A 26,056-nucleotide genomic window follows, 5' to 3' on the forward strand; every position below is an offset into this window, starting at 1 on the left:
AGGCATGGATTTGCTTCACAAATTGCACAGGGAGCAAGAGGGTGGCATCGTCCTTGAAGCATCGCTTATTCTGCCTTTGTTTCTTGCTTTCATAGTAGGATTGGTCCTATTCATTCAAGTTGCGTTGGTTGAGATGGCTTTGCAGTCTGGCGTGTCCGAGGCGACGAAATCTATTGCGGGTCAACTGTATCCCGTGAGGATTGTCGTCCAAGAGGCCCAATCGAAATATGATCAAAGTCGTGCAGCAGAGATGCTTGATGCTGTCGTGGAGGGGGTCCAATCTGCTAGAGACCATATGACGAATACGGAGGATTTGGCAGATGAGTATGCTGCATATATTCCAGACCAGCTGTTGGCACTCGTACGTTGGGAAAAAGAGAAGAGAGAGCTTGGTGAAGACATAGCGCAAGATGAATTGAGTGATTTTTATCAAACGCAAGTTAAACCGCGGATGCTGGCAGTTTTTACACGGATTGTGTTTGCATTTTGTGACGATAAGCGTGTTGATAAAAGAAACTTTAAAGTTATTGCTGTAACATTACCGAGTTTGCAACAGGGCGGGGAGGCATTTTTGGGGATTGAGGCACAACTCATTTATAAACTGCCCATCCCTTTTATAAGTGAAACGATTGTTTTGAAGAAAAGGGCTTATGAGCGGGCTTGGGTGGGAGCTTAATCGAGAAGGTGGGGTAATATTATTTTTGTATGTCTTGGTTTTTTCATAATTTTTATTACTGTTGCATTTGTCATAGATGTACGCTTTTCCAAGTTACCCAACAAATTGACCTTGTGCGGAGCAATATGTGGCGTATTGTTCCACGCATGGACTGAAGGCTGGAATGGTTTTCTATTTTCTATTCTCGGTGCTGGCGTTGGTTTTTTACTCGTACTTATGTTGTATGTAATTGGTGCTTTGGGTGCTGGAGATGTCAAACTTTTCGGGGCTATCGGGGCAATTATGGGTGTAATGTTTGTTATACAAACACTTGTTTATGCCATTATGTGGGCAGGATTAATCGGACTCATCCTTCTGTTTATTCGAAGAAAAGTAAGAGCAACAAGCCGGAAGCTATCAGGTTGGCTGTTGGAAATAGTAGCGCTGCGAAAGGTTGAAACTTTGTTTGAACTAAAGCAGCAAAAAAACATTAAATTCCCATTTATGTACGCTGTTTTACCAGCGGTTGCCATAACGATTTACTATTCTTTGGTTTGAATGAGGTGATGATATGACGCAAGAAGTATTCGGACTTCGTTATGAATTTGTGTATCGACATGGACATCTCATGGAACTGTATAAGGAAGGTGGCTTAGCAACAAGCGAACTTTCCAATTTGCAGGTGCGCATGTTAGAAGCTAATCAAGTTCCGAGACTGTTGCCCCTGGACATTCATGAGGTGGATTCGAACATTCGACTTCTATATAGATTGTCTTCCAAACGAATGCTGTCGCATGTTATGAAAGTAGAGAATTTCTCAGTCCAGTTACTTGCCAAGCTAATGTACGCGATTGTATGTACACTGGACGATAGCAAGAATTATATGCTGTGTGAAATGAATTTCGTTCTGAAGGATAATTTTATATTCATAGGACAAGATTGGTCAGATGTTTACCTAACGTATGCACCCATATATATCGAACATGAAGTCGATGAAATCTACCCTGCATTAGACGCGCTCCTCCATAAGCTTATCTTACATCTTGGAGAAGTGGAACAGGATCAACTACGCACGTGGACGCCCATACATTTAAATAAAAAAAGTTTTCAGTCGTATAGGGAAGCGTTTATAAAACTGATGGACGAGCCGGATCTTACGCAACTGACAAGGCAAGCAGTGCAATTCGAACCGGTCGAAGTAACAATAACAGAACAAACTGAACAAGGATTACCAAAAGCATATTGGAATCGAGATGAAGCTAAACATCTACCTACTAAACCAGAAAATCCCAAGTTGCCTAAGCCTGAACCTATAGAGACGAGTGGTCAAGAGATCAACTCATTATCAACTTCACGTGTAAGTATGTTCCCACTATCTTTCATTCCACTGCAACAACGTGGGCGATGGATGGCAATAGCTATCATCTTTATTTCAGTTGCTTTTCTATGGTCCTATTATTTGGAACACCCCAAAGCAAGCACGCTGCAAATCATGGCTGGTATAACACTGTTATTGGGGGATGCAGGCTTCGTACTTCTCTTTATAGGGCGCCCAGAATTCCCTAATAGAAGTAATCAAACTCGACAAAAGTCAACCATCGCTCAAAACACAACCAATCCCTCTCAAACAGCCACAAAGGAGAACGTTGCAAGTGCCGCGGATCCATTGGACATCCAACATTACTATCAAAAACTGTCCATGAAAACATCCTTGCTTACCCCCTCGCATGCAAATGCTACTGTGTTACTTGGAAAAATTACAAAGCAAGATCCAATCGGCCCTCGTTTGGAGTGTCAAGGAGAAGGAGACAGCCGAACGGTGCCTATTAACAGTGATGTTTTTACAATCGGCAGAGGAGATTCAAGCAGTAAAGTCGATTGTGTCGTCGATGATATTGGTGTTTCTAGGATTCATGCGGAAATCGTACAGACTAGCAACGGGTATCAGCTTCGGGATGCAGGTTCTACGAACGGAACGTTTTTGAATGATCTCCCACTTGTCACCTATCAGGGCTATTCGTTAAAGGATGGAGATATTGTGCGAATTATTCGACAAGAATTGATTTTCCGGCTCTAATACAAATAGTTTCTACTTCCTGTCTGCCTTGAGCAGTGGTATAATAAGTAGTCGCGTGTCCAACACGTGATTATCTCAGAACTAGACAGGGGTTTGGTTTTACAAAATGAGTCTTTTAACAATTGAAGATTTAAGCCACAGTTTTGGGGATCGTACATTGTTCAAAAATGTATCCTTCCGCTTGCTCGCTGGTGAACGCGTTGGAATTGTAGGAGCAAATGGCGTGGGTAAATCCACGTTGATGAATATATTAACTGGCAAACTTTTAAAGGATACAGGTAAAGTGGAATGGACACCGAGAGTCCATTATGGCTATTTAGACCAACACTCTGTGTTAGCTGCTGGTAGAACAATCCGTGATATTTTGCGTGATGCGTTCCTTCCTCTTTATGAAGAGGAAAAAAGAATGATGGCTATCACCGACAAAATGGGAGATGCCACACCTGAGGAGCTTGAAGTGCTTCTTGAGGAAATGGGTGAAATTCAAGAACGTTTGGAAATCGGTGATTTCTATCTGCTTGATGTGAAAATCGAAGAAATGGGAAATGGTCTTGGTTTAAATGCCATTGGTCTAGATCGTGATGTAACTTCACTTAGTGGTGGACAAAGAACGAAGGTACTTCTAGCTAAACTATTGTTGGAAAAGCCAACCGTTCTATTGCTCGATGAGCCTACCAACTATCTGGATGTAGAACACATTGAATGGTTGAAAATGTACTTGAAGGATTATCCATATGCGTTCATGCTGATCTCACATGACACGGAATTTATGAATGAAGTCGTCAATGTTGTCTATCATTTGGAGTTTTCCAAGTTGACACGATATACGGCGAATTATGAGAAATTTCTAGATATGGCTGAGATGAACAAAGCGCAGCATATCGACGCCTATGAGAAACAGCAAGAGTATATCAAGAAGCAAGAAGATTTCATCGCACGTAACAAAGCGCGAGCTTCAACTTCAACTCGTGCGAAGAGCCGCGAGAAACAATTAGACCGCATTGATCGGATTGAGCGTCCTGAAACAGCAATGAAGCCTACATTTGTATTCAAAGAATCGCGTTCAAGTGGTAGAATCGTATTTGAAGCGCAGGATTTGGAAATCGGCTATGACCGTGCATTGCTTCCGAGGATGAACGTTACGATTGAACGCGGTGAGAAAATTGCGATTGTCGGCTGCAACGGGGTTGGGAAATCGACCTTATTAAAAACAATTCTCGGGAAAATTGAGCCATTCAGTGGTAAAACGTATCGCGGCGATTATTTGAGCCCTGCGTACTTTGAACAAGAGGTCAAAGCGCCAAGCATGACACCGATTGATGATGTATGGAATTCTTTTTCTTCTATGACTCAGAATGAAGTTCGTGGAGCGCTTGCACGCGTGGGTCTTAAGAATGAACATATCACACGAGCGATGAGCATGTTAAGCGGTGGAGAACAAGCGAAAGTTCGTTTGTGCAAGTTGCTTATGCAAGAGAGCAATTGGTTGTTATTCGATGAGCCGACGAACCATTTGGACGTCGTAGCCAAAGAAGAGCTTCAGCGCGCTCTAAAAGAGTACAAGGGAACAGTCCTACTTGTTTGCCATGAGCCGGAATTCTATGAAGGCTGGGTAACTCGCGTGTGGGACGTTGAAGAATGGTCTGCCAAGGTCACTAATTAATCTAATCAAATCGGAGGAGATAACGATGTTAACGCATGTTGTGTTTTTTAAGCTCAAAGATCGTAGTCCAGAAGCCATTGAAGTAACCAAAGCCGTTCTTACGAACATGGAAGGTAAAATTCCGGTACTAAGGCACATTGAGGTTGGGACTGATATCTTACACCTAGAGCGTTCTTACGATATCGCACTCATTACGAAATTTGATTCCCTTGACGATTTGAAGGCTTATGATACGCACCCTGTGCACGAACAAGTTAAAGCTCATATGAAAACAGTTCTTGATGGAACGTCCATCTGTGTTGATTTTGTAAGCTAACCCATGTTTGAAAAACATAGGAGAACAGTGTAGTATCCTTAGAAGAGGCTCGTTCTTGACGTTGTCAGGGACTTGCCAATGTTCTGAGGCTGCACTGTTTTTTGTGTGTTTAGCGCAGATGCGAAATGACATAGACATGGGAGAGGAATGCAAGTGAAGTCCAAATTAAATAGAGCTTACATGACAGAAGTTCTAGAAATGCTGCTGCGGACTCCTAGTCCAACAGGGTATACCCATCACATTATGCAAAAAGTAGAGCAAGAAGTGAATAAACTTGGCTTCGAACTTACTTATACGAATAAAGGCTGCGGTATCGTGACCATTCCAGGTGCTAGTTCTGATCGTGTGATCGGCATTTCTGCGCACGTCGACACACTCGGTGCTATGGTTCGTTCTATTAAAGAGAATGGCAAGCTGAAGATTACGTCGCTTGGCGGGTTTATGATGGGCGCAATCGAGAATGAGTATGTACAAATACATACCCGGGATGAGCGTGCATATGATGGTACGATTCTTACATCGAGGCCATCCGTGCATGTATATGATGACGCGAGAGAGTACAAGCGGGATGAAGCGAATATGGAAGTTCGCATAGATGAGCTAGTGAATTCCAAAAAAGATGTGGAAGCACTCGGCATCCGTGTCGGTGATTTCATCTCTTTCGATCCACGCGTACAGGTGAAGGAGAATGGCTATGTGAAGTCTCGCCATTTGGATGATAAAGCGAGTGTAGCTTCCCTATTTGGCCTGCTCAAACTGATCAAAGAAGAAGGGCTTCAACCTCACTATACGATCAAGCTGTTCTTCTCGAATTATGAAGAGGTGGGTCATGGCTCATCTTTTATTCCAGATGATATTACAGACTTCATCGCTGTAGATATGGGTGCGCTTGGTGATGATTTGAGTGGCAGCGAGCACGATGTTTCCATTTGCGCAAAAGATTCATCAGGACCATACGACTACGCCATGACGTCGAAAATGATTGAGCATGCCGAGAAGCTGGAAATCGGCTATGCGGTAGATATTTATCCGCGCTACGGATCGGATGCATCCGCAGCGCTTAGAGGCGGCCGCGACATTCGTGCGGCGCTCATCGGGCCAGGAGTTCATGCGTCACATAGCATGGAGCGCACGCATATGGATGCTGTAGTGAACACAGCAGTCCTTCTTGCCGCGTACATCCAGGAGCCGGTGCAAGGATGAATATTCTAAGCGCAGTCGACATTACGAAAACCTACGGAGACAAAGTGATCTTCGATGATATCTCGTTCACATTGAACGAGAAGCAACGCATTGGCCTCATCGGCGTGAACGGCACAGGCAAGTCCACGCTGCTGAAGATGCTAGCGGGTCTGGAAACCCCGGATCGCGGCAAGCTCGTGCACGCGAATCATTTCCGCGTGGAATACTTGCCGCAAAACCCGGAGTTCGATCCGAACTCCACAGTGCTTGAGCAAGTGTTCCACGGCGATTCGCCGCTCATGAAGACGCTGCGCGACTATGAGCTGGCCCTTGCTGAACTGGAGCTAGACTCCTCCAGTGAGAAGAAACAAGCGCGCCTATTCGCCGCCCAGGCGCGCATGGATGAGCAAGGTGCTTGGGAAGCCAGCACCTTGGCCAAGACCGTGCTGACGAAGCTCGGCATCAGCGAGTTCGACAAGCCCGTCGGCCAGCTGTCCGGCGGTCAGCGCAAACGCGTCGCAATGGCGCGCGTGCTCATTCAGCCCGCCGACCTGCTCATCCTTGATGAGCCGACGAACCATATTGATAACGAGACGGCCATCTGGCTCGAGGAATTCCTCAGCAAATGGCGCGGCGCCTTGCTGCTCGTTACCCATGACCGGTACTTCCTAGAGCGGGTCACCACCCGCATTCTGGAGCTGGACCGGGGGAAGATCTATAGCTATGAGGGGAACTACGAGTGGTTCCTCGAGAAGAAGGCGGAGCGGATGGATTCCGAAGCCGCTAGTGAAGACAAGCGGCAGAATCTCCTCCGCCGCGAGCTGGCCTGGCTCCGTCGCGGCGCGAAGGCGCGCACGACGAAACAGAAGGCGCGCATTCAGCGCGCCGAGGATTTAAGGGACCGCAAGGTAGACGGTCCCGCTGACAAGCTCGACATGGCGCTGGCGGGCAGCCGCCTTGGCAAGAAGGTGATGGAGCTGGACGACATCTCCAAGTCTTTCACAAGCGGGAAGCAGCTGCTCAGCGGCTTCAGCTATATTGTGATGCCGAAGGATCGTCTCGGCATCATCGGTCCGAACGGCAGCGGCAAGTCGACGCTGCTGAATATGCTCGCCGGGCGTATTCAGCCCGACAGCGGCAAGATCGAGACAGGTACAACTGTGAAGCTTGCGTACTATACGCAAGAAAACGTCGAGATGGACGAAAAGATGCGTGTAATCGAATATATCAAGGAAGCGGCAGAGCAGATTCGCACGTCGGATGGTGAAACCATTTCGGCCGCGCAGATGCTGGAGCGCTTCTTATTCTCTCCGAATTTGCAGTGGTCGCCGATCGGGAAACTGTCAGGTGGAGAGCGTCGCAGACTTTATTTGTTACGTACGCTAATGGGCGAACCGAATGTTCTGCTACTTGATGAGCCGACCAATGACTTGGACATCCAAACTTTGACGATACTGGAAGATTATCTAGATCAATTCTCCGGTGCCGTGATTACCGTTTCACATGATCGCTACTTCTTGGATCGAACCGTGACACATTTATTTGCCTTCGACGGGAATGGCGGGATTGAGCCTTTCATAGGTACGTATTCCGATTATTTGGAAGACAAACGAGAACAGGAAGAGGCGGAGCAAGCTCGCAAAGAAATCGTGCGCCAAGCAAGTTCCAAGGCGACTAACAGCGGCCCTGCTGCTACGACTGCTAGTTCTTCGAACACGAGTGCAGCAACGAATCGTCCGAAGAAGCTTTCTTTTAAAGAACAGAAAGAATGGGACGAAATTGAGAACACAATTGCAACTCTTGAGGATAAAGCGGAAAGCTTGAAAAAGCAAATTGAAGCTTCAGGAAGCAACTTTGATCTCGCTCGCGACCTGTATGAACAGGAGCAGCAAACGACAGCGGATCTCGAAGCGGCCATGGAAAGATGGACTTATTTATCCGAGTTAGTAGAAGAAATAGAACGAAATAAGTTATGATAGTAAGATATAAGATAAAAATAATAAAAAGGCAGGTATATTGTCCCCATGATTAATGTAAATAACGTGACGCTTCGTTACGGCAAGAGAGCCCTATTCGAAGATGCCAATATTAAATTCACACCAGGAAATTGCTATGGCTTAATTGGCGCGAATGGTGCAGGTAAATCTACTTTCCTTAAAATTCTATCCGGTGAGATTGAGCCGAACACAGGTGAAGTGAGCATCACTCCAGGTGAGCGCATGGCGGTCCTGAAACAGAACCATTATGAATTTGATGAAATTGAAGTCTTGAAAACTGTCGTTATGGGGCATTCCCGTTTGTTTAAAATTATGGAAGAGAAGGATGCGCTGTACGCGAAAGCCGATTTCTCTGAAGAAGATGGCATGAGAGCTGCTGAACTTGAAGGTGAATTCCAAGATCTTGACGGCTGGCAAGCAGAATCCGACGCAGCTGAGCTTTTGATTGGTCTAGGTATTCCAACATCCCTGCATGATACGAAAATGAAGGATCTTGACGGTAATGAGAAAGTTCGCGTGCTTTTGGCACAAGCTTTATTCGGAAACCCGAACATTCTTCTACTGGATGAGCCTACCAACCATTTGAACTTAGAATCCATTAAATGGCTTGAGAACTTCCTTGCTCGTTTCGAAGGTACAGTTATCGTCGTATCCCATGATCGTCACTTCTTGAATCAAGTATGTACACATATCGCAGATATCGATTTTGGTAAAATCCAAATGTATGTTGGTAACTACGATTGGTGGTACGAGTCCAGTCAATTGGCACTTCGTTTGCAGCGTGATGCGAATAAGAAAACGGAAGAAAAACGTAAAGAACTCGAAGCGTTTATTGCCCGCTTTAGTGCGAATGCGTCCAAATCCAAGCAAGCGACTTCCCGTAAAAAGCAATTGGAGAAGCTTACGCTTGAAGATATTCGTCCGTCCTCCCGTAAATATCCGTTCATTCACTTCAAAGGTGAGCGTGAAGCGGGTAAGCAACTGCTTGCTGTTGAGGGCCTTACTAAAACCATTGATGGCGTTAAAGTTTTGAACAACGTCTCGTTTACGCTTAACAAAGGAGATAAAGTCGCTTTTGTGGGCCTAGATGGGATTGCCAAAACGACGCTTTTCAAAATTTTAATGGGCGAATTGGAAGCAGACAGCGGCACATTCTCATGGGGCATAACGACTTCGCAGGCGTATTTCCCAAAAGACAGCCAAGATTACTTCAATTCCGAATTAACGTTGGTGGATTGGCTGCGTCAATACTCCAAAGATCCGGATGAGTCTTTCCTACGTGGATTCTTAGGCCGCATGTTGTTCTCTGGCGAGGAAGCGTTGAAGAAAGCGAATGTCCTTTCTGGAGGAGAAAAAGTACGCTGCATGTTCTCCAAAATGATGTTGAGCGGTGCGAATGTACTAATTCTTGATGAGCCAACGAATCACTTGGATTTGGAATCCATCACAGCGCTTAACAATGGCCTTGTTGATTCCGATTGCACGATGTTGTTCGTTTCCCATGACCATCAGTTCATTCAAACGATTGCGAATCGTGTTATGGAGTTGACACCGAAAGGCATCATCGACAAAATGGTGACGTATGATGAGTACTTGGAAAGTGAAGATGTAAAAAAACAACGCGAAATTCATTATGCGTAAGTGATTAAGCAAAAAAGCGCCCTGAAGTGTTACTCTCAGGGCGCTTTTAGCTACACAAAGTGCAGTCTAGCTGCCGCCAGTGCGACGGCGTTGGTTATTTACTTTTTTGGTCATTTGGCTTTTCGCAGTTTGATTCGCATTTCCTGAGGCTTTCGGGTTAGCACGTGCAGCGGCTTGATCCGCTTGTTTCTGAGCTAGTTTGGCTTTGATCGCATCGGCTAAACTGACTTTTTTGACACCTTGTGGTTCGACCTGGTCGGCTTGCTGATCTTGAGGCTTGTCTGACATAAGAACACCTTCTTTACGTGGTATATCCATAGTATAATCGAATCAAAGAAAAGATGAAAGAAGGTGTGTGGGGATGTTTGATCCAACGATCTATGACAATATCAAAGTCGTGCTCGAAGGGGCCGTCTATGATTTGGATTTGGAAGGTAAAATCATCATAACTCGACGAGAAGATTTGGTTAACTTGTCCTCGATGTCTCGCACATTTGCTATAGAATTTGCTAGACAAGTTGGTCAGCCGAATCTTGCTGAAATTCACTTACATGTACACCTAAGTGATTTGGCAGCTGAGATTTTGGAAAACCCAACGGCTAAGCCTGGATGTACACTGTTAATTAAACTTCACACGCATGTGAATGATCCCGAAATGGACTGCCCGATGATTGAAGCACAATTGAATGCGATTTGGGAGCAACGGCCACGTATCACCCAACAAATTTCGTATCTATTCGGGGAACAGCCGGAGAAGTTCCGTAATCTCATTACGTTATCCTTTGGCCGCAAAATTGATGAAAGTCATCTGGAAGATTTCTCAGACCTGATCGACTATGCATTCAAGAGCATCGTCTGGCTCGATGAAAGAGGGGCATAACGATGCAAGAGTTATCGCAACAAGAACTTCGAGACAAGGTTAATCAAGTGAGTGATGGTTCCTTTGCTGTCTTCTTGTACACTCCTTTATGTGGTACATGCAAAGTAACAGAACGAATGTTGGACATTATTGTAACGATGAAACCTAACTTGCCCTTAGTGAAAGGCAATATTAATTTTCTGCCCCAGCTCAGTCAAGAATGGCAAATTGCAAGTGTCCCTTGCGTGGTCATTATCGAGCCTGGGAAAGAGAAGCAATATATATACCGGATGCAATCCGTGGATGAACTATATCGTAGACTAATACCATTAGTACAACAAGAATAGGAGTTGTTTATAGAATGAGTTTTCAAATCGGAGACTGCGTGATCGCTGAGTATAAAACAGGGGTTTATTTTGGTGAGGTTGTTGAGTTGACGTCAAGTATGAAGGCAGCTGTTCGTATTCTTGCGGTGAAGGATCACCCAACTCAAGGGGATTTACATAATCCGATGGATCCAAGCGTAGCTTTTTTTCATCAAAGAAGAGCATTGTCCAATCAAGAAATTGCCTTGATGCCGATTGGCACGATTCGACTTTATGCGGGCGAGGTGCCGGATTACCAAGTGTCACTGAAGAGAGCGCTATTGGCTCAGATCGATAAGCTGTCGGACATGGAGGCATGGGCCCGACGCTCTCTGCAGGAGCTTGATCAGTTGAGTAAAGAATATTTTCCACCGTCCAATTAGGAAACTTCTAAATACAACTTCGTACCATCATTGTATTTGAAAATAGCGACATCACCAATGATCTCGATCATCGAGATCATTTTTAATTTTCTGCGAAATTCAAAATGCAGTTCGTACTCCTTCAATTTACTCGAGAGTAACTCCATTTGGGAACGTTTATGAGTGAAATTCATCACTGGGATCGATTTATTCTTGAAACGGATTGTGTTTGCTTGCATAGCTAAAGCCCTCCTTTACACGGTAACTTTCTTTTTGTAACTGCCTTACGTTATTTAGGATACATTTCAAATGTTAAATATGTTTGCGTGCAACTATTAAAAAAGTTTTAGCATTTTATTATATGTGAATAATAGCGCTACAGGGCTAGTTCCGATAAGATAATTTTTGGAGGGCTAGATTCGTGGTTGCGGGGAGGATTAACCCCATTTATAATAGATAAGATTGTATTCTAACAGGTTCTGGAGGGTCACAGAAATGACAGTAGCAAAACCAACTCGCATAGGGATTATTGGTGCTGGAAATATCGGAAATGTACACATGGAGACGTTTAAAACGATACCCTGGGCACAACTTGCAGGGGTGACAGATGTCTATTTGCCGCTTGCTGAGATGAGAGCGAAAGATCATAACATTGAACAAGTATATGCAAATTCAGATAAATTGTTAGACGATCCTTCCATTGATGCCGTTGTCATTGCTGTTTCGAATGAGTGGCATGCCCCCATTGCGATAAGAGCATTGGAGTCAGGCAAACATGTCATGCTGGAAAAGCCGATGGCGATTGATTTAGCATCAGCTCGTCAAATTGTTGAAGCAGAGCGCAAATCGGGCAAGATTGTCATGATTCCTCACCAAATGCGTTGGGAAGCATCGTCGATGGCTGTCAAGGAGCAAGTTGAGAAAGGTGCGCTTGGTCACATTTATCATGCGAAAGCTAGCTATATGAGACGGAAAGGCATTCCAGGCTGGGGAACTTGGTTCACGCAAATGGCGAAGTCAGGTGGAGGTCCTCTTATTGATCTTGGTGTACATATGCTGGATCTAACCATGTACTTGATGGGGAATCCAAAGCCAGTTTCCGTTTATGGCGCAACCTATGCCGAATTCGGACCTCGTAAGCAAGGGATTGGAACTTGGGGAGCTCCCGATTGGAAGGGGAATTTTGACGTAGAGGATTTAGCGACAGCCTTGGTTAAATTTGACAATGGGGCAACACTATCCTTAGATGTCAGTTGGGCAGGACTGCTAGAAACGGATAACTTACCTGTTGTCCAGTTGTTAGGTTCGGAAGGCGGCGCATATTTGAAAGGCGCAAAAGGTAAGCTTTTTGCGGAAAAATTCGATCGGATCGTAGAAACGGAACTTTCGGCTCCAGCAGCGAATGATGATCCACGTGCACGAATGGTGCAGCATTTCTTGTCCAGTATCACGAGTGGCTCTCAGCCGATTACCTCTGTCATGACAGGTTATACAAATAATTTGATCCTAGATGCGATTTACCGTTCGTCGCAAACGGGCGATGAAGTGAAATTGAACTGGGACATCGAGTAGACAGGGGCTGCAAGCAAGTGAACTGGGAATTATTTAGTATCATCGGGACGATCGCCTTCGCAGTCAGTGGTGCGATCGTGGCGATGGAAGAAGAATATGATATCTTAGGTGTGTATGTACTTGGGCTAGTTACAGCTTTCGGCGGCGGCATCATTCGCAACATGCTTATCGGTAAGCCAATTGTCATGCTCTGGGAGCAGGGAATGTACTTTCAGATTGCCCTATTTGCAATGACGGTTGTGTTCCTTATGCCTGTCAAATATATTCGCATGTGGAAAACCTGGGAAGCATTCTTCGATGCAATTGGCCTAGCGGCTTTCGCGATCCAAGGGGCGCTCTATGCAACGAATATGGGTCATCCGTTAAGCGCAATCATCGTTGCCGCTGTACTAACGGGGATTGGCGGAGGCATGGTTCGTGATGTGTTGGCCGGTCGCAAACCTCTTGTGCTTAAGGATGAAATTTATGCCGTTTGGGGTATGCTTGCAGGCGCCTTGGTTGGACTTGGGTGGTCGCAAGGCACGTGGCAGTTAGCTATTTTGTTTGCACTTATTGTCATTCTACGTATGTTCTCAGTTAACTATAAATGGAAGCTGCCGAAACGTTCACTGCGTGATTCTTTAGCGGAATCCGTAAGAAGATCGGATTCTTAGTCCCATTCAGCTTGCTTAATATCGGCTAGAAGATAGGAGGAGTGTCAATGGAAACATCTTTCACACAGCAACAGAAAATTTCAGCTGAGATGATTGCGTCACGTATTATTTCTGTGAAGGAATTGTTGCAAACGGAGTTAGATCTGTATGAAATTTCCAAGGATGCTGAGACCGGTGAACATTACTTGCATTACGCCTACATGCACCGAGATTTCACAAGTACGGGTGAGCCGGAGTCCTTTCATTACTTAATGCCAATAGAGAGTGATGATGTGCTTGGTATGATTTTTGGCGAGCAAGGCTATGCCTACCCCGAGCACTGGAAAGTTTCCTTTCTGAGAAATGGGCCAGAAGGCTTCTATATTTGGTGGGATCCATCACATCAAGAGGAACAATCCGAAGATGAGGCTATTGCAGCGGAACTTCTGCAGAAGCTACGAGCTTTTCATGAGCAAGGTGAAGTAGACCCAGATGCTGTTCGCAAGCTTTTGGAAGACATGGACGAGACCCGCAAGAAAAACGAATAAGATGAACGTGAAAAACCTCTTCGAAACCACGGAATTGCGTGGCGGCGATCGAGGTTTTTTTTGTGAGCATTAGTTTAGTAAAAAAAAGGGAAATGGACCATATTAACACTAGTGATATTTGGAGTTAAGAAAGGGGGACATTTGTAGATGGAGATGGAATCGTATCATTTTGCAAACTTAGGTATTCATGAACATTTAATGCAAGATCTTCGCCAATTAGAAGCTCGCATGAAAGAAGAACTAGGATATGATATTACGCTTATTGCGTATGCCAAGGAAACGGAAGGACAAGCAACAAACTAACACATAGAGCGAAGTACAGGGGGAATGACGATGAAAGCTGTGAAAATGTCAGTCATCATGACGGCTGCCTTCGTCGGGTTGACGGGGTGTTCAGCAACGCACACTCACCAACTAGAAAAGGCATCCGTGTCTATTCAGAGTGTAGGGTTATCAGACTCGGAAGATGCGAAGCATCGAGAACATGCGAAAGAAGCCGCTACTGCGAGTAAAATAGATCAAACACGCAGACAATCGCGCATACAAGAACTTGATCCACACCGCAATACCTATCTTTCAATGAACCGTGAAGTAGCAGATCAGGTGATGCAAGAGGCTCACTTGGGCTCATCTGCAATTGCAATGACAGATACCAATATCTATGTAGCTGTTGATATGGGTGAATTCCAGGATCAAGGTATGAATGAGCAGGCTAAACAATTAAGCAAATATAATGATTCAGCCACAGAAGCTGGATTGTTCGGCTCCGGCATGGGCGCACAGATGGATTGGGTGACAGCCAAGCCAATACCTAGTGACAGCATCAATGTGATACGACATGTGTTAACGCGTATTTATCCGGATTCGCATATTTTTATCTCTTCTAATGCGTTGTTCGTAAATCGGATGATGTACTACGATATGCAGCAACGAAAAAATAAACGAATGGATATGTATTTGCACGAATTTAATACGATGGTGCAATATACGTTCAATCCCCCCAAATGAGCAATAAATACAAGGTTCGCGCCTACTGCTCCTCAAAAATATGTGAATATGTCCACAAAGACGATGTGATGGTCGCAATCAATTATGAAACAGCCTACAGTTTGGCACAGGTGTATAATGATGTTTCGACCAAACCGAGCTGTCCTTCTTGTGGAGAAGCCATGGCTTTCTATGCCCACTCTGTCATTGAGGAGCCTTGGCTAACCTGATGAAGCTTGACAATTGGCACTTTCCTGATAATAGTTAGAGAATACTGCATTCAGGAAAGGACTACCAACGCGATGATGACAGATGTTATGAAAATAGATGCTTTACCACTGGAGATCCGAACGCACTTGGAGGCGTATCAACAGATCCTTCATAGTGCTGAGGACAATAAGTTAATCGGAAAAGCAGCCTATGAAGCTCCTGCTGAGGAACTGCTTACAGATACGATCTTATCTCTTTATTTGGGCAAAAATGTTCTCTTAAAGGGGCCGACTGGCTCTGGTAAAACGAAACTGGCAGAGCATGTTTCTGCTATTTTTCATCTCCCCATGCATAGTGTGAATTGTTCCACGGATTTGGATGCGGAAGCGCTGCTAGGCTTCAAAACATTAACTCACGATGAGCAAGGCCGGAGTCAAATTGCTTTTATTCCTGGTCCAATTATGAAAGCGATGACTAAAGGACACCTGCTCTATATTGATGAGATTAATATGGCTAAACCAGAAACACTGCCTCTCATTAATGGCGTGTTGGATCACCGCCGTTCGATTACAAATCCTTTTACAGGCGAAGTAATTACTGCACATCCGAATTTCAGAGTTGTCGCGGCCATTAATGAAGGCTACATAGGTACTGTCCCATTAAACGAAGCGCTGAAAAATCGGTTTGTTACCGTGGAAGTGCCGTATTTGCAAGGGGATTTGTTGTTTCAGTTGTTGAAAAGTCGTTCTGTGCTGCGGGATGAAAAGCTCTTGCGCACGTTCGTTCGATTATCCGCTGACTTGCTTTCCCTGATTGAAATGGGCCAATTGCCTGATGAAGCAGGTTCAATTAGGGCCTTGTTAGATGCTTGTGATCTGGCTGCTTACATCCCGCCGATTCGAGCAGTTTCACGTGCGATTGCGGATAAATTAGAAGATGAAAGGGAACGTGGGGCTGTGATGAATACAGCTGAAACGTTACTGTAGCAGCATGTTCGTAGGAAGCCTTAGCCGTTTAGATGATAAAATCGATGCGCTGCTCCATATGCAATTGGTGGATTTGGCTCGTTTATTTACCAAACGTGGGAAGCTTGAAGTCGAGGCTGGATACCACGCTCATTATGATGAGACCGCGTCGCAAATGACGGTGAGTCAGTTTTGGTGGGATTATCCACTGCGTGACAAAACAGCGGGTATGAAAAGCGATGTGTATCTACGCTGCTTAGGCAGTGCTTGGTTTACAGGAAAAGAGGCCGTCACGGACTACCTTCATTATTGTTCGGGAGTAAAGTATCCCAAGCTGGCCAATAGCTTATTTGCACTCTGCGAGGATATGCGTTTGGAACGAATATGCCGAATGCAACGACCTGGCATGGGAGCTGTCTTCGCACATCGGCACCATATCTTAGGCGGATATTTCCAGCATAAGCTCCGAACGCACGTGAGTAAAAGCGAGATGGCGGATGCCCTCCTATTGTTCGTGTATGGTTGGTTCACTGGGAAGTCCTGGCAGAGTGAAACGTTCTCTTCTGTGCAGGGGAACGAGCTAGCAGCCCGGTTGGTAGGTCTCTACGCATGGCTAGAGCAAGTTGAGGAAGCTGAGCATACCGCAGCGGTTGCGGTTTTGTGTGAACAACTAGCAGAGAGGATATTCCCTTGGTTAGAGCGTGATACCGTGGCAGCTTATTTCTGGATGCAGCAAGGCAGCGGCAGCGAAACGCCCTTGCCTGCTGATTACAAAGGCGAATTGAAGCGAGCGAAGCGCCTCGCGAACGAGGATGTGCTCCCCGATCAAGAAGGGGAGCGTCAATTGCCTGGCCAAGAGCGGATGCCGACTTGGCATCGTGAGACCAGCGACCGCAGCCCAGGGCTGCTGCGGTTCGAGCTGGAGCGCGGCGCTCGCACCGCCGCGCAGGGCTCTGCGCCCCGTGAGGGCGATGCCGCCGATCAGGCGCTCGCCATCACCCAGGGGCGCTCGCAGCGCGCCCAGCGCACTGGCGCCGCCGCTGAGCGGCGCCAAGGGCCTTCCGTGCCCGCTGCCGCGGGGCACGGGGAGGGCGAGGTCGCCGCGTATGCGACGGCGACCTGGCTCTTGCCTGAACGTCCTACTGCTGCGCAGGAGGACGGGTTCAGGCGCTTGAGCGAGCGCGCAGCGCCGCTCGCGAAGCCCTTGCAGCGTGCGATACGACGCACGCTGGAGCAGAGGCGGATCGCCCCGCGCGGCGACCGACTGTTCGGGCGGCTCGACAAGCGGCTGCCGCGAGCCGTCACACAAGAGCTGCCGCGCCTCTTCTATAAGAAGCGCGCGCCAGTACCCCAACTCGACGCGGCGTTCGCGCTGCTCGTCGACTGCTCAGCGTCCATGTATGACAAAATGGACGAAACCAAGCAGGGTCTCGTGCTATTCCACGAGACCCTGAGAAACCTGAGAATCCCCCATGAAATTGTGGGATTCTGGGAGGACGCGGACCGCGTGACAGAGCAGGAGGCACCGAACCTGTTCCAGGTTGCGGTGGACTTCGGCTCCTGCCTCGCGGTCGGGAGTGGAGCGGCTCTGATGCAGCTGGAGCCGCAGCAAGATAATCGCGATGGCTTCGCGATTCGCGAGATGATGATGCGGCTGCTGCGGCGCACAGAGCGGCAGCGCATCCTCCTAGTATTCTCGGATGGGGAGCCTTCGGCAGCCAATTATAATGATCTCGGCATTTTAGATACACATGAAGCTGTTCTACAAGCGAGACGCATGGGTATCGAAGTGATCAGCGTATTTTTGGCCAATGGGACTGTGCATGAAACACAGCGGAATGCGATGCGTAATATGTACGGGCGAAGCTCCATCGTCGTGCCGAATGTAGAAGGATTACATGAACAGCTAGTACCAATTCTACGTAAGCTTCTGCTGAAGTCCATCAGCACTTGATCCATGAGCTTAATCCTTGATCCTGATCTTGAACCATACCCTTAACACCACATTTAATTTTCCAATTAAAATTTAACTGGATAAACTGAACGCCTCCGAGAGCTGTAACGGTGAAAAACAGCTTACAGGCAGCGAAGAGCCGAACCTTCACGGGGACGACTCTATCCCCCAATGTTTAATTTGTGCCGTTCCTTCTACTGTTGTTTTTTAGGATAAGCGTTGTTCGTTGAGGCACTTGGAGTAGCTGAGTAACTTGAAATCACTGACATTGATAAACTCCAGCTATTTTCATCATCCAGCACTAAAATTAGCAATTAATTACATAAAATCGAGTTAATGAAAATGGTAGTTTTTTTCCGAAACTCTGAAATTAACTGGAGGATATTTTCCATTAAACCCTAATTACAAGCGGGATTTTGACCTGTGTTATGTGTCAGCGACACTGTGCGCGATTGGAATGGTAGTTTGGCATCTATCTTTTACCCCCAAAATCCAGTACAATAGATCAGGGTTATTCTAGGTAAATTTCGCCAAACTCCGACAAAAGTTGGATATATTACATACGCAATCATCTTTCATAGCTTATACTCATTATTCATTTAGGGGGCATTTCATCTCATGTACGGAGCACCATTATCTAACAAGTCCAAGAAAATTATGCTGCTTGGCTCTGGTGAGCTAGGTAAAGAAGTGATTATTGAAGCTCAGCGACTCGGTATTGAGACGATTGCCGTGGATCGTTATGCGAACGCACCAGCTATGCAAGTTGCACATCGCAGTCACGTTATCTCGATGTTGGATGGCGAGCAGTTACGAGCAGTAATCGAAAAAGAACGCCCAGATCTCATTGTTCCGGAGATTGAAGCGATCGCGACTTCTGTTCTTGTTGAACTCGAGCAAGAAGGCTACCGTGTCATTCCGACTGCTACAGCATCCCGTTTGACGATGGATAGAGAAGGGATTCGTCGACTTGCATCCGAAACGCTTGGGCTGCGCACAGCCAAATTTGAGTTTGCCAATAGTCTGGAAGAATTGCACGCGGCTGTTGCCTTAACCGGGACACCTTGTGTCATTAAGCCGATCATGAGTTCGTCTGGAAAAGGGCAAAGCGTTTGCCGTACACCTGAAGGTGTAGAAGCTTCTTGGAATATCGCGATGGAAGGCGGACGTGCAAAGAACGCTCGTGTTATCGTGGAGGAATTTATCCATTTTGAATCTGAGATTACGTTATTGACGGTTCGATCTGTATCCGGAACAACCTATTGTGAACCAATTGGTCATATTCAAAAAGACGGCGATTACATCGAATCATGGCAGCCGCATACAATGTCAGAGCAACAAATCGTAGATGCACAGCTCATGGCAAAAACGATTACAGATGCACTTGGCGGTTACGGTCTATATGGCGTTGAATTATTCCTAACTGCAGATGGCGTATACTTCAGCGAAGTATCCCCGCGTCCGCACGATACAGGTATGGTGACTATGGCTACGCAAGATCTCAGTGAGTTCGCGCTTCATGCAAGAGCTATTCTTGGATTCCCGATCACTAGCGTTCGCTTGTTGACGCCAGGAGCCAGCTATACGCTGAAAGCTGATCGCGAACAAGTCGAGTATACAATTAGCGGTATTGATGAAGCATTATCCGTACCGAATACGCAAGTTCGTGTATTTGGCAAACCAGAAACCAAAGTAGGTCGCCGTATGGCTGTTGCTTTGAGTTCTGGGGATACAGTGGAAGAAGCGCGCAGTCTTGCGAAAGAAGCAGCTAGTAAGCTTACATTGAATTACAACTAAACTGAATGACTGAAGTGTTGTACAATGTCTGAGGTCATCATTTGGAGGCAAGCACTATGGAACCTAAAGCAGCAAGACTGTCTCGAACCGTGTTGACAGAAATTATTTTACCGGCGGACACGAACTACCATAACACCGTGTTTGGTGGTCGTGTGATGCAATATATTGATAAAGTTGCGACAATTGCCTCCATGCGCCATTGTCGTAAGAGTGTGGTAACCGCGTCGAGTGATAGCTTGGATTTCTTCGCTCCGGTTAAGCTTGGCGAAGCCATTCAATTGGAAGCATTCGTTACGTGGACGCATCGGAGTTCGATGGAGGTTTATGTGAAAATCGAGTCAGAGAATCTGCTGACTGGTGAGAAAAAGCATACAGCCACGTCATTCTTGACATTCGTTGCATTAGATGAAGCGGGGCAGCCGTGTCCAGTGCCTGGCATTATTGCAGAGACGGATGAAGAGAAAAAATTGTTCGAATCCGCGGAAGCGCGCTTTACAGCTCGAAAACTTCGCAAACAAGCGCGGCTATAAGCAACCCATAAGCCTGTTACAGCTAGCAGTTCCCTACCAATAAGGGAGCTGCTTTTTTTCTTTGGAAAAAACATACATCTCACAACTTTTTGAGGGGTAAAGGAGTCAAATGAAGAGAGGAAGAGTCGCCTCCAATACATCTGGACAGATAAGGATGAGGAATCAGTGGGATTTGTTGATATGAAACAACGGCTAGGCAAACGATTTCCATTCTTATATAGGCTTCGGGTCCAGCAACTGATGCTACAACGACGCATCATGAATTTAAATCCCCTGATCAAATATGCGTACGTTAAACGTATTCAACCACTACCTTTCACTGTGAAGAAGCACAAATCGATACTGCGGCGAGTGCTCGGCCATACAGATCCCATTTTACAAGAAAATAAGATTGTGAATTTGAAGATTGCACTTCGGGAAGTGGATGGGATTGTGATCCATCCTGGGGAGATATTTTCGTTTTGGAAGCTAATTGGTGTAACAACGAAAGAAAAGGGTTATATCGAGGGACTCATGCTCTCTCATGGGGAAGTTCGCGTAGGTACAGGAGGTGGATTGTGTCAGTTAGCGAATATGTTATATTGGCTTGCTTTACACACGCCGCTTGTGATCAAAGAAAGACATCATCACAGCTTTGATTTATTCCCAGATGACCGCAGAGTAATTCCATTTGGTACGGGAACGAGTGTGTTTTATAACTACGTAGATTTACAATTTTATAATCCTACCGCGAATTGTTTTCAGTTTCATTTAGAGGTAACGGAAGCGTATTTAGAAGGCTCGATAAGCTGCGATGCGGAATTACCTTGCGATTACCGAGTTAAGGAAAAGAATCACTCATTCTACGAATCTTCAAATAAGTGGTACAGAGGCAATGAAATTTGGCGGCAACAAGTAAATAAGCTGGATGATTCAATCATTCAGGAAGAACTGGTTAATGTGAATCATGCAGAGGTCAAGTATATGAAATCTAACGGAAATCAGGAGAACGAATGAAGCGTGAATATGTGAAAGATTTTTTCATCTTCGGTTGGAAACAAGCGTTATGTTGTATTTTTCCCGTTATCATCTTTATGACCCTGGCCTTATCAAAAGTAGTGGAACTGCCATTCATACAACGCTATGATTTCATTTTACTTGTGTGTATTCTTGCGCAATTGATCTTGGTTTGGACGAAGATAGAGAGCGTAGACGAACTAAAGGTTATTACCGTATTTCACATTATCGGCCTTTGTCTTGAGTTGTATAAAGTGCACATGGGGTCATGGTCATATCCAGAAGAGGGTGTGACCAAGATAGCCGGAGTTCCGCTATACAGTGGGTTTATGTATGCCAGTGTCTCAAGTTACGTGTGTCAGGCGTGGAAACGATTTGATTTGCATCTCATTAACTGGCCGAGCAAATACATGGCGATTCTAGTGTCGATAGGTATTTATGCCAATTTTTTTACGCACCATTTTATGTATGATGTCAGATGGATTCTCATTGCCTTGATCGTGATCCTGTTCTACAAATCTCATATTCGCTTCACAGTCTCAACCGAGACCTATCGGATACATACGATTCTTTCCTTTATGCTAGTTGCTTTCTTTATTTGGCTGGCTGAAAATATTTCTACCTTTCTCGGCGCTTGGCGCTACCCTGATCAAGAGATATCTTGGCGGATCGTTCATTGGGGTAAAATTAGTTCCTGGTTTATGTTGGTCATTATAACAATCATCATTGTAGCGGAATTGAAGCGGATCAAATATCCGAAGCAAGTTAAAGGTGCATGAAATAGCGAACCCCCGGAAGCACGTTGGCCTCTGGGGGTTCTTTTTACCATTCTCTTACTTTGCTCCGCCTTCGGCAAGGATGGTTTCCCAAATAGCGCCCTTACCGTAAAGATCTTTGTTCACTTTGTCCCAACCACCGAGGTATTCGATATTGAATAGACCTGGAGGGGTTGTGTAGTTTTTCTCATATTGTTTAATGACTTCTGGAAGAACAGAACGGAAGCCTTTGTCAGAGAATACTTTCTGCGCATCAACAGAGAACAAGTACTCGTAGAACGCTTGAACAGCTGCACGATTACCATGCTTATCGACATATTTATCAATAATAGCAACTGGGTTTTCAATGGAAGTCGTGTATTGTGGAATTACTTCAACATATTTCTTACCCGTTTGAATACGAGCAACAAGTTCATTCTCATACGTAATGATTGCATCGCCTACGCCTTTATCAAAAGTCGCAAGGGAATCGGCACCGCTTTTATCTAGTACTTTAATGTTCTTGTAAATTTTAGCTACGAGATCTTTGGCTACAGCAGGGTCTTGCTTACCAGCAGCTTCGGAAATTTTGAGCCCAGCACCGTAAACAGCATTGATATCCCATTTGGCACCACCGGATGTACTTGGGTTCGGAATAAGAACTTCAACGCCTGGCTTCGTCAGATCAGACCAATCCTTAATGCCTTTCGGATTCCCTTCACGTACACCAATTGCAGCGATAGATGTTGTTACGAAACCTTTTTGTGGCGTCTTTTTCCAGTCATGTGTAATTAGACCTTTTTCCACGATTTTTTGAATGTCACCTTCGAGAGAGAGTGGAGCGATATCTGCTTCAAAGCCTTGGATAATTGCTGTAGCTTGTGAGCCTGAAGCGACATAGGACTCTTGGAATTCAACCGTTGTACCGGTTTTCTTCTTATATTCTTCTTTGAATTTTGGCAGGATGACATCAAAGGATTCTTTCAAAATGGAGTAAGCGCCGACTGTAATCGTTACTTTTCCGCCGTCAGCTTTCGGTGTTGTGGTAGCCGCAGCTGTTGCCGCTGCCGTTGCAGCCGCAGATGGAGCACTTGTGCTAGCAGTCTTCGTTGAGCCGGAGCCGCAAGCTGTAAGCGTAATACTTGCTGTGAATAAAGCTGCAGTAACGAGGCCAAGCGTTTTGAAATTTTTCATGGTTAACAACTCCCCTTCTTTTCTAAAGCTTATTTGGTATTTGGTTATATGAAGACAGGCTGTGGATCTTGTTTGGCCTGATTATCAATCCAGGTTGTCCCTGTTGGGGTAAATACGGAAATCTGGTGGATAAGAATATTCACTTCATCGCCAACTTGATAAATGCGCTCTTTCACGGGCTGGTAGGCGAAAAGCTTAATGGCACCTGTATCTACTTCTAGATACCAAGAATCGCCGCGGAAGTGAACATGCGTTACTTTGCCTTTTTCTCCAGCAGTAGCCAAATGACTGACATTATGCGGACGCACTTCGATGTTCTCAGGACGAATAAGAACATTTACATTAGGAAGCCATTTGCCGTCTTGATGTAATTCAGCTAGTGTAGGGAATCCTACAAGTGGGGCATAGGAGGGAAGCACATTGGATTCACCAATGAAGGAAGCAGCGAATGAGGAAGCAGGCTTCGTATAAATTTCCCAGGGACTGCCTTGTTGTTCGATTTTACCGCCTTGAACTAAGATGATTTCATCGGCAACCTCGATCGCCTCATCCTGATCATGCGTGACGAAGAGCGTCGTTACTTTAAATTCATTAATCAAATTACGCAGCCACACGCGAAGCTCTTTACGGATCTTGGCATCAATCGCGGCGAAAGGCTCATCGAGTAGAAGTAAACGTGGTTCAGGTGCTAGTGCTCTAGCGAAAGCCACACGCTGACGTTGTCCGCCAGATAATTGATGAGGATATTTCCGCTCATGACCCGAAAGTCCCATTAAATTGACCAGATACGTTACGCGATCCTGTATTTCTGCTTTTGACTTTTTGAGTACCTTCAATCCATAAGCAACGTTGTCAAATACCGTCATATGTTTGAATAAGGCATAACTTTGAAAAACGAAACCAATGCCTCTTTCTTGAACAGGGAGGTGAGTGGCGAGCTTGCCGTCGAAGTAGATATCACCGCTTGTTGGGCTTTCAAGTCCGGATAGCATCCGAAGAATGGAGGTTTTACCGCCACCGCTCGGTCCAATCAAACCGACTAGATTCCCTTCTTTTATTTTAAAATTAACATCTTTGATTGCATGAAAATCACCGAAATGTTTATTCAGGTTCTTTACTTCAATGTGCATGTGGGGATCCTCCTCCATGATTTCTCGTTGCTTCGCTTCTACGTTTCAACCACTCGAGCGATAATAAGATCGTTATGGAGATAAGACCTAATACGAAAGCTACGCTATTGGCTGCTACGAGCTGGAATTGTTCAGCATCTTGATAAACAAGTGTCGTTGCTGTTTGTGTTTGATTAATGATGTTTCCGGAGACAACCAGAATGGATCCAAATTCACCAAGCGAGCGAGCGATTGTCAAAATCAAGCCATACACGACGCCCCAACGAATACTCGGCCATGTCACTTGGAAGAATGTGCGAATCGGTCCAGCACCTAAAGTTGCAGAAGCTTCTTCGGATTGTGTCCCGATCTCTTCTAATAAAGGAACTACTTCACGAACCATTAAAGGGAAAGTAATAAACATGGTTGCAATAACCATCCCGGGAATAGCATAAACAATTTTCATATTATGATCTTCGAGGAAGGTACCAAGTGCCGTATTAGGGCCGAAAATCAAAATGACCATCAAACCTACAATGACAGGTGAAACCGCGAATGGCAGATCGATCAGGGCGTTAATGATCGGTTTCAACCAACGTGAGATCCATGAACCTCTAACAATTTCTAGGGAAATATAGACACCGATAATGGCATTGAGTATGGTAACGATGCTTACAATAATGAGTGAAATCTTCAAGGCATGTAGCGCTTCTGGGCGAACCAGTGCATCAAAGAATGCGCTAGGTCCATCTTCAAATGCTCCGAAGGTAATGCCTAAGAAAGGCAATATGATTAGTAGGAATATGACCAAAAAAGAAATGCCAATCAATAACTTTCTCATGCTAGCCGCCCCTTTCCGCGTGTCCACAGATGGATTCCCCATAAAATCAGAACGGAGAGTGTCAAGAGGACAAGAGAGATAGCAGCCGCACCTTCAGGATTGTAGTTCTGTGTTTCACCATATATATAGACGGAGGCGACCATCGTTTTACCGGGTAAATTACCGGAGATCAAGGAGATGGCACCAAACTCTGCAAGTGATCGGGAGAAGGCGAGCATACTACCAGCAATCGTACCAGGTAATAGCGCTGGCAATACGATACGGTAAAATGTATAGAATCTGTTTGCACCAAGTGTGAAACTCGCTTGTTCTTCTGCTGGATCAATCTGCTCTAATAGTGGTTGAACTGTTCGTACTACGAATGGGAAAGTGACAAAGACTAAACCAATGACAATGGCTGTTTGATTGTAAAGCAGTTTGATTCCTACCGAGTCTAGCCAAGCTCCTAGTGGACTTTGTGGTCCTAGTAGGGTGAGGAACATTAAGCCAGCAACGGAAGTGGGAAGTGAGAACGGAAGATCGACCATGCTGTTCAGAATGCTCTGTCCACGAAATCGATATCGGACGAGGACATAGGCGATGATCGTTCCTACTACGGCTTGAATGATCGTTGCTACAATACTTAATTTCACTGTTAATACAATTGATTTCCATGCTAAAGGTCCTGTGACTTCTTTCCAAAAAGGTTCCCAGCCGAGTGAAAATCCTTTGACATAGATGGTGGCAATGGGGATAAGAAGAAGCACAATTAAGTAGCCTATAAGCACGGATCGAACCGTCGCTTTAAAAACCTTGTTACGCATGGAGCACCACCTATTCTTATAAAGCATACCAACTTACTTGGTTTTA

At 45.5% G+C, this 26,056-nt stretch carries 28 protein-coding genes; 22 read left to right on the forward strand and 6 right to left on the reverse strand.

All coding sequences use genetic code 11. The features are described 5' to 3' along the window. Positions 1 to 10 precede the first annotated feature (10 nt). From AC58PV_RS08765 to AC58PV_RS08800, 8 genes are all read left to right on the forward strand, one after another. Positions 11 to 676 carry a TadE/TadG family type IV pilus assembly protein gene (locus tag AC58PV_RS08765; protein ID WP_497431886.1) on the forward strand — a complete coding sequence of 222 codons (666 nt, stop codon included), beginning with the start codon at positions 11 to 13 and terminating at the stop codon, positions 674 to 676. Positions 677 to 724: 48 nt separating this feature from the next. Next, a complete protein-coding gene (locus AC58PV_RS08770; RefSeq protein ID WP_497432160.1) occupies positions 725 to 1,213 on the forward strand; it encodes an A24 family peptidase in 489 nt (162 codons plus the stop codon). A 13-nt stretch (positions 1,214 to 1,226) separates the two neighbouring features. Beyond that, on the forward strand, positions 1,227 to 2,732 hold the full coding sequence (locus tag AC58PV_RS08775; protein WP_497431887.1) for a DUF6382 domain-containing protein: 1,506 nt from the start codon (positions 1,227 to 1,229) through the stop codon (positions 2,730 to 2,732). A gap of 106 nt (positions 2,733 to 2,838) precedes the next feature. Continuing rightward, a complete protein-coding gene (locus AC58PV_RS08780; RefSeq protein WP_310223895.1) occupies positions 2,839 to 4,395 on the forward strand; it encodes an ABC-F family ATP-binding cassette domain-containing protein in 1,557 nt (518 codons plus the stop codon). A 25-nt stretch (positions 4,396 to 4,420) separates the two neighbouring features. Continuing rightward, a complete protein-coding gene (locus AC58PV_RS08785) occupies positions 4,421 to 4,711 on the forward strand; it encodes a Dabb family protein (RefSeq protein ID WP_497431888.1) in 291 nt (96 codons plus the stop codon). Positions 4,712 to 4,858: 147 nt separating this feature from the next. After that, a complete protein-coding gene (locus AC58PV_RS08790) occupies positions 4,859 to 5,914 on the forward strand; it encodes a M42 family metallopeptidase (RefSeq protein ID WP_497431889.1) in 1,056 nt (351 codons plus the stop codon). Then, complete coding sequence (locus tag AC58PV_RS08795; RefSeq protein WP_497431890.1) at positions 5,911 to 7,869, forward strand: ABC-F family ATP-binding cassette domain-containing protein; 1,959 nt, start codon at positions 5,911 to 5,913, stop codon at positions 7,867 to 7,869. Before AC58PV_RS08790 ends, AC58PV_RS08795 begins: the two co-directional genes overlap by 4 nt. A 48-nt stretch (positions 7,870 to 7,917) precedes the next feature. Next, complete coding sequence (locus AC58PV_RS08800) at positions 7,918 to 9,531, forward strand: ABC-F family ATP-binding cassette domain-containing protein (protein WP_497431891.1); 1,614 nt, start codon at positions 7,918 to 7,920, stop codon at positions 9,529 to 9,531. Between the two features lie 66 nt (positions 9,532 to 9,597). Here AC58PV_RS08800 and AC58PV_RS08805 read toward each other — a convergent pair whose 3' ends face one another. Next, the gene (locus AC58PV_RS08805) at positions 9,598 to 9,819 is read right to left on the reverse strand and encodes a hypothetical protein (RefSeq protein ID WP_497431892.1); all 222 of its coding nucleotides are present in this window, start codon (positions 9,817 to 9,819) and stop codon (positions 9,598 to 9,600) included. Positions 9,820 to 9,892: 73 nt separating this feature from the next. On the opposite strand from AC58PV_RS08805, the gene AC58PV_RS08810 reads away from it, so the two are divergent. The 3 genes from AC58PV_RS08810 to kapB are packed head-to-tail and all read left to right on the forward strand — an operon-like array spanning position 9,893 to position 11,138. Beyond that, complete coding sequence (locus tag AC58PV_RS08810; RefSeq protein WP_497431893.1) at positions 9,893 to 10,411, forward strand: hypothetical protein; 519 nt, start codon at positions 9,893 to 9,895, stop codon at positions 10,409 to 10,411. Positions 10,412 to 10,413: 2 nt separating this feature from the next. Then, positions 10,414 to 10,737, forward strand: a complete 324-nt coding sequence (locus AC58PV_RS08815) for a thioredoxin family protein (protein WP_497431894.1) — start codon at positions 10,414 to 10,416, stop codon at positions 10,735 to 10,737. Positions 10,738 to 10,751: 14 nt separating this feature from the next. Continuing rightward, the gene (kapB, locus tag AC58PV_RS08820; protein WP_497431895.1) at positions 10,752 to 11,138 is read left to right on the forward strand and encodes a sporulation phosphorelay system protein KapB; all 387 of its coding nucleotides are present in this window, start codon (positions 10,752 to 10,754) and stop codon (positions 11,136 to 11,138) included. Here kapB and AC58PV_RS08825 read toward each other — a convergent pair. Further along, positions 11,135 to 11,356, reverse strand: coding sequence for a hypothetical protein (locus AC58PV_RS08825; RefSeq protein ID WP_497254660.1), 222 nt, complete (start codon positions 11,354 to 11,356; stop codon positions 11,135 to 11,137). The two genes, kapB and AC58PV_RS08825, sit on opposite strands and share 4 nt — an antisense overlap. Positions 11,357 to 11,612: 256 nt before the next feature. Here AC58PV_RS08825 and AC58PV_RS08830 point away from each other — a divergent pair, with 256 nt between their 5' ends. The 11 genes from AC58PV_RS08830 (at position 11,613) to AC58PV_RS08880 (ending at position 22,087) form a co-directional block, all read left to right on the forward strand. Then, on the forward strand, positions 11,613 to 12,689 hold the full coding sequence (locus tag AC58PV_RS08830; protein WP_497431896.1) for a Gfo/Idh/MocA family protein: 1,077 nt from the start codon (positions 11,613 to 11,615) through the stop codon (positions 12,687 to 12,689). Between the two features lie 17 nt (positions 12,690 to 12,706). Further along, positions 12,707 to 13,342 (forward strand): trimeric intracellular cation channel family protein, encoded by a 636-nt coding sequence (locus AC58PV_RS08835; RefSeq protein ID WP_497431897.1) that lies wholly within the window; start codon positions 12,707 to 12,709, stop codon positions 13,340 to 13,342. A 47-nt stretch (positions 13,343 to 13,389) separates the two neighbouring features. Further along, a complete protein-coding gene (locus AC58PV_RS08840; RefSeq protein ID WP_497431898.1) occupies positions 13,390 to 13,869 on the forward strand; it encodes a hypothetical protein in 480 nt (159 codons plus the stop codon). Between the two features lie 147 nt (positions 13,870 to 14,016). Beyond that, complete coding sequence (locus tag AC58PV_RS08845) at positions 14,017 to 14,172, forward strand: hypothetical protein (RefSeq protein WP_497431899.1); 156 nt, start codon at positions 14,017 to 14,019, stop codon at positions 14,170 to 14,172. 30 nt (positions 14,173 to 14,202) lie between these two features. Then, positions 14,203 to 14,877 carry a hypothetical protein gene (locus AC58PV_RS08850; protein WP_497431900.1) on the forward strand — a complete coding sequence of 225 codons (675 nt, stop codon included), beginning with the start codon at positions 14,203 to 14,205 and terminating at the stop codon, positions 14,875 to 14,877. A 284-nt stretch (positions 14,878 to 15,161) separates the two neighbouring features. Then, the gene (locus AC58PV_RS08855; protein ID WP_497432161.1) at positions 15,162 to 16,052 is read left to right on the forward strand and encodes an ATP-binding protein; all 891 of its coding nucleotides are present in this window, start codon (positions 15,162 to 15,164) and stop codon (positions 16,050 to 16,052) included. 58 nt (positions 16,053 to 16,110) lie between these two features. Then, complete coding sequence (locus AC58PV_RS08860) at positions 16,111 to 17,985, forward strand: nitric oxide reductase activation protein NorD (protein ID WP_497431901.1); 1,875 nt, start codon at positions 16,111 to 16,113, stop codon at positions 17,983 to 17,985. A 618-nt stretch (positions 17,986 to 18,603) separates the two neighbouring features. Next, positions 18,604 to 19,782, forward strand: coding sequence for a formate-dependent phosphoribosylglycinamide formyltransferase (gene purT, locus AC58PV_RS08865; protein ID WP_497431902.1), 1,179 nt, complete (start codon positions 18,604 to 18,606; stop codon positions 19,780 to 19,782). A 56-nt stretch (positions 19,783 to 19,838) separates the two neighbouring features. Continuing rightward, complete coding sequence (locus AC58PV_RS08870) at positions 19,839 to 20,312, forward strand: acyl-CoA thioesterase (protein WP_068667143.1); 474 nt, start codon at positions 19,839 to 19,841, stop codon at positions 20,310 to 20,312. 165 nt (positions 20,313 to 20,477) lie between these two features. Then, positions 20,478 to 21,308, forward strand: coding sequence for a VanW family protein (locus AC58PV_RS08875; protein ID WP_497431903.1), 831 nt, complete (start codon positions 20,478 to 20,480; stop codon positions 21,306 to 21,308). After that, complete coding sequence (locus tag AC58PV_RS08880) at positions 21,305 to 22,087, forward strand: DUF817 domain-containing protein (protein ID WP_497431904.1); 783 nt, start codon at positions 21,305 to 21,307, stop codon at positions 22,085 to 22,087. Before AC58PV_RS08875 ends, AC58PV_RS08880 begins: the two co-directional genes overlap by 4 nt. A gap of 54 nt (positions 22,088 to 22,141) precedes the next feature. Here AC58PV_RS08880 and AC58PV_RS08885 read toward each other — a convergent pair whose 3' ends face one another. From AC58PV_RS08885 to cysT, 4 genes are read right to left on the reverse strand one after another with little or no spacing between them, the layout of a single operon-like run. Then, positions 22,142 to 23,257, reverse strand: coding sequence for a sulfate ABC transporter substrate-binding protein (locus tag AC58PV_RS08885; RefSeq protein WP_497431905.1), 1,116 nt, complete (start codon positions 23,255 to 23,257; stop codon positions 22,142 to 22,144). A gap of 44 nt (positions 23,258 to 23,301) precedes the next feature. Further along, positions 23,302 to 24,387 (reverse strand): ABC transporter ATP-binding protein, encoded by a 1,086-nt coding sequence (locus tag AC58PV_RS08890; protein ID WP_497431906.1) that lies wholly within the window; start codon positions 24,385 to 24,387, stop codon positions 23,302 to 23,304. Further along, complete coding sequence (locus AC58PV_RS08895; protein ID WP_497431907.1) at positions 24,377 to 25,207, reverse strand: sulfate ABC transporter permease subunit; 831 nt, start codon at positions 25,205 to 25,207, stop codon at positions 24,377 to 24,379. Before AC58PV_RS08895 ends, AC58PV_RS08890 begins: the two co-directional genes overlap by 11 nt. After that, positions 25,204 to 26,010 (reverse strand): sulfate ABC transporter permease subunit CysT, encoded by an 807-nt coding sequence (cysT, locus tag AC58PV_RS08900; protein ID WP_497431908.1) that lies wholly within the window; start codon positions 26,008 to 26,010, stop codon positions 25,204 to 25,206. Before cysT ends, AC58PV_RS08895 begins: the two co-directional genes overlap by 4 nt. Between the last annotated feature and the right edge of the window lie 46 nt (positions 26,011 to 26,056).

This window comes from Paenibacillus sp. J22FR83, assembly GCF_059691955.1.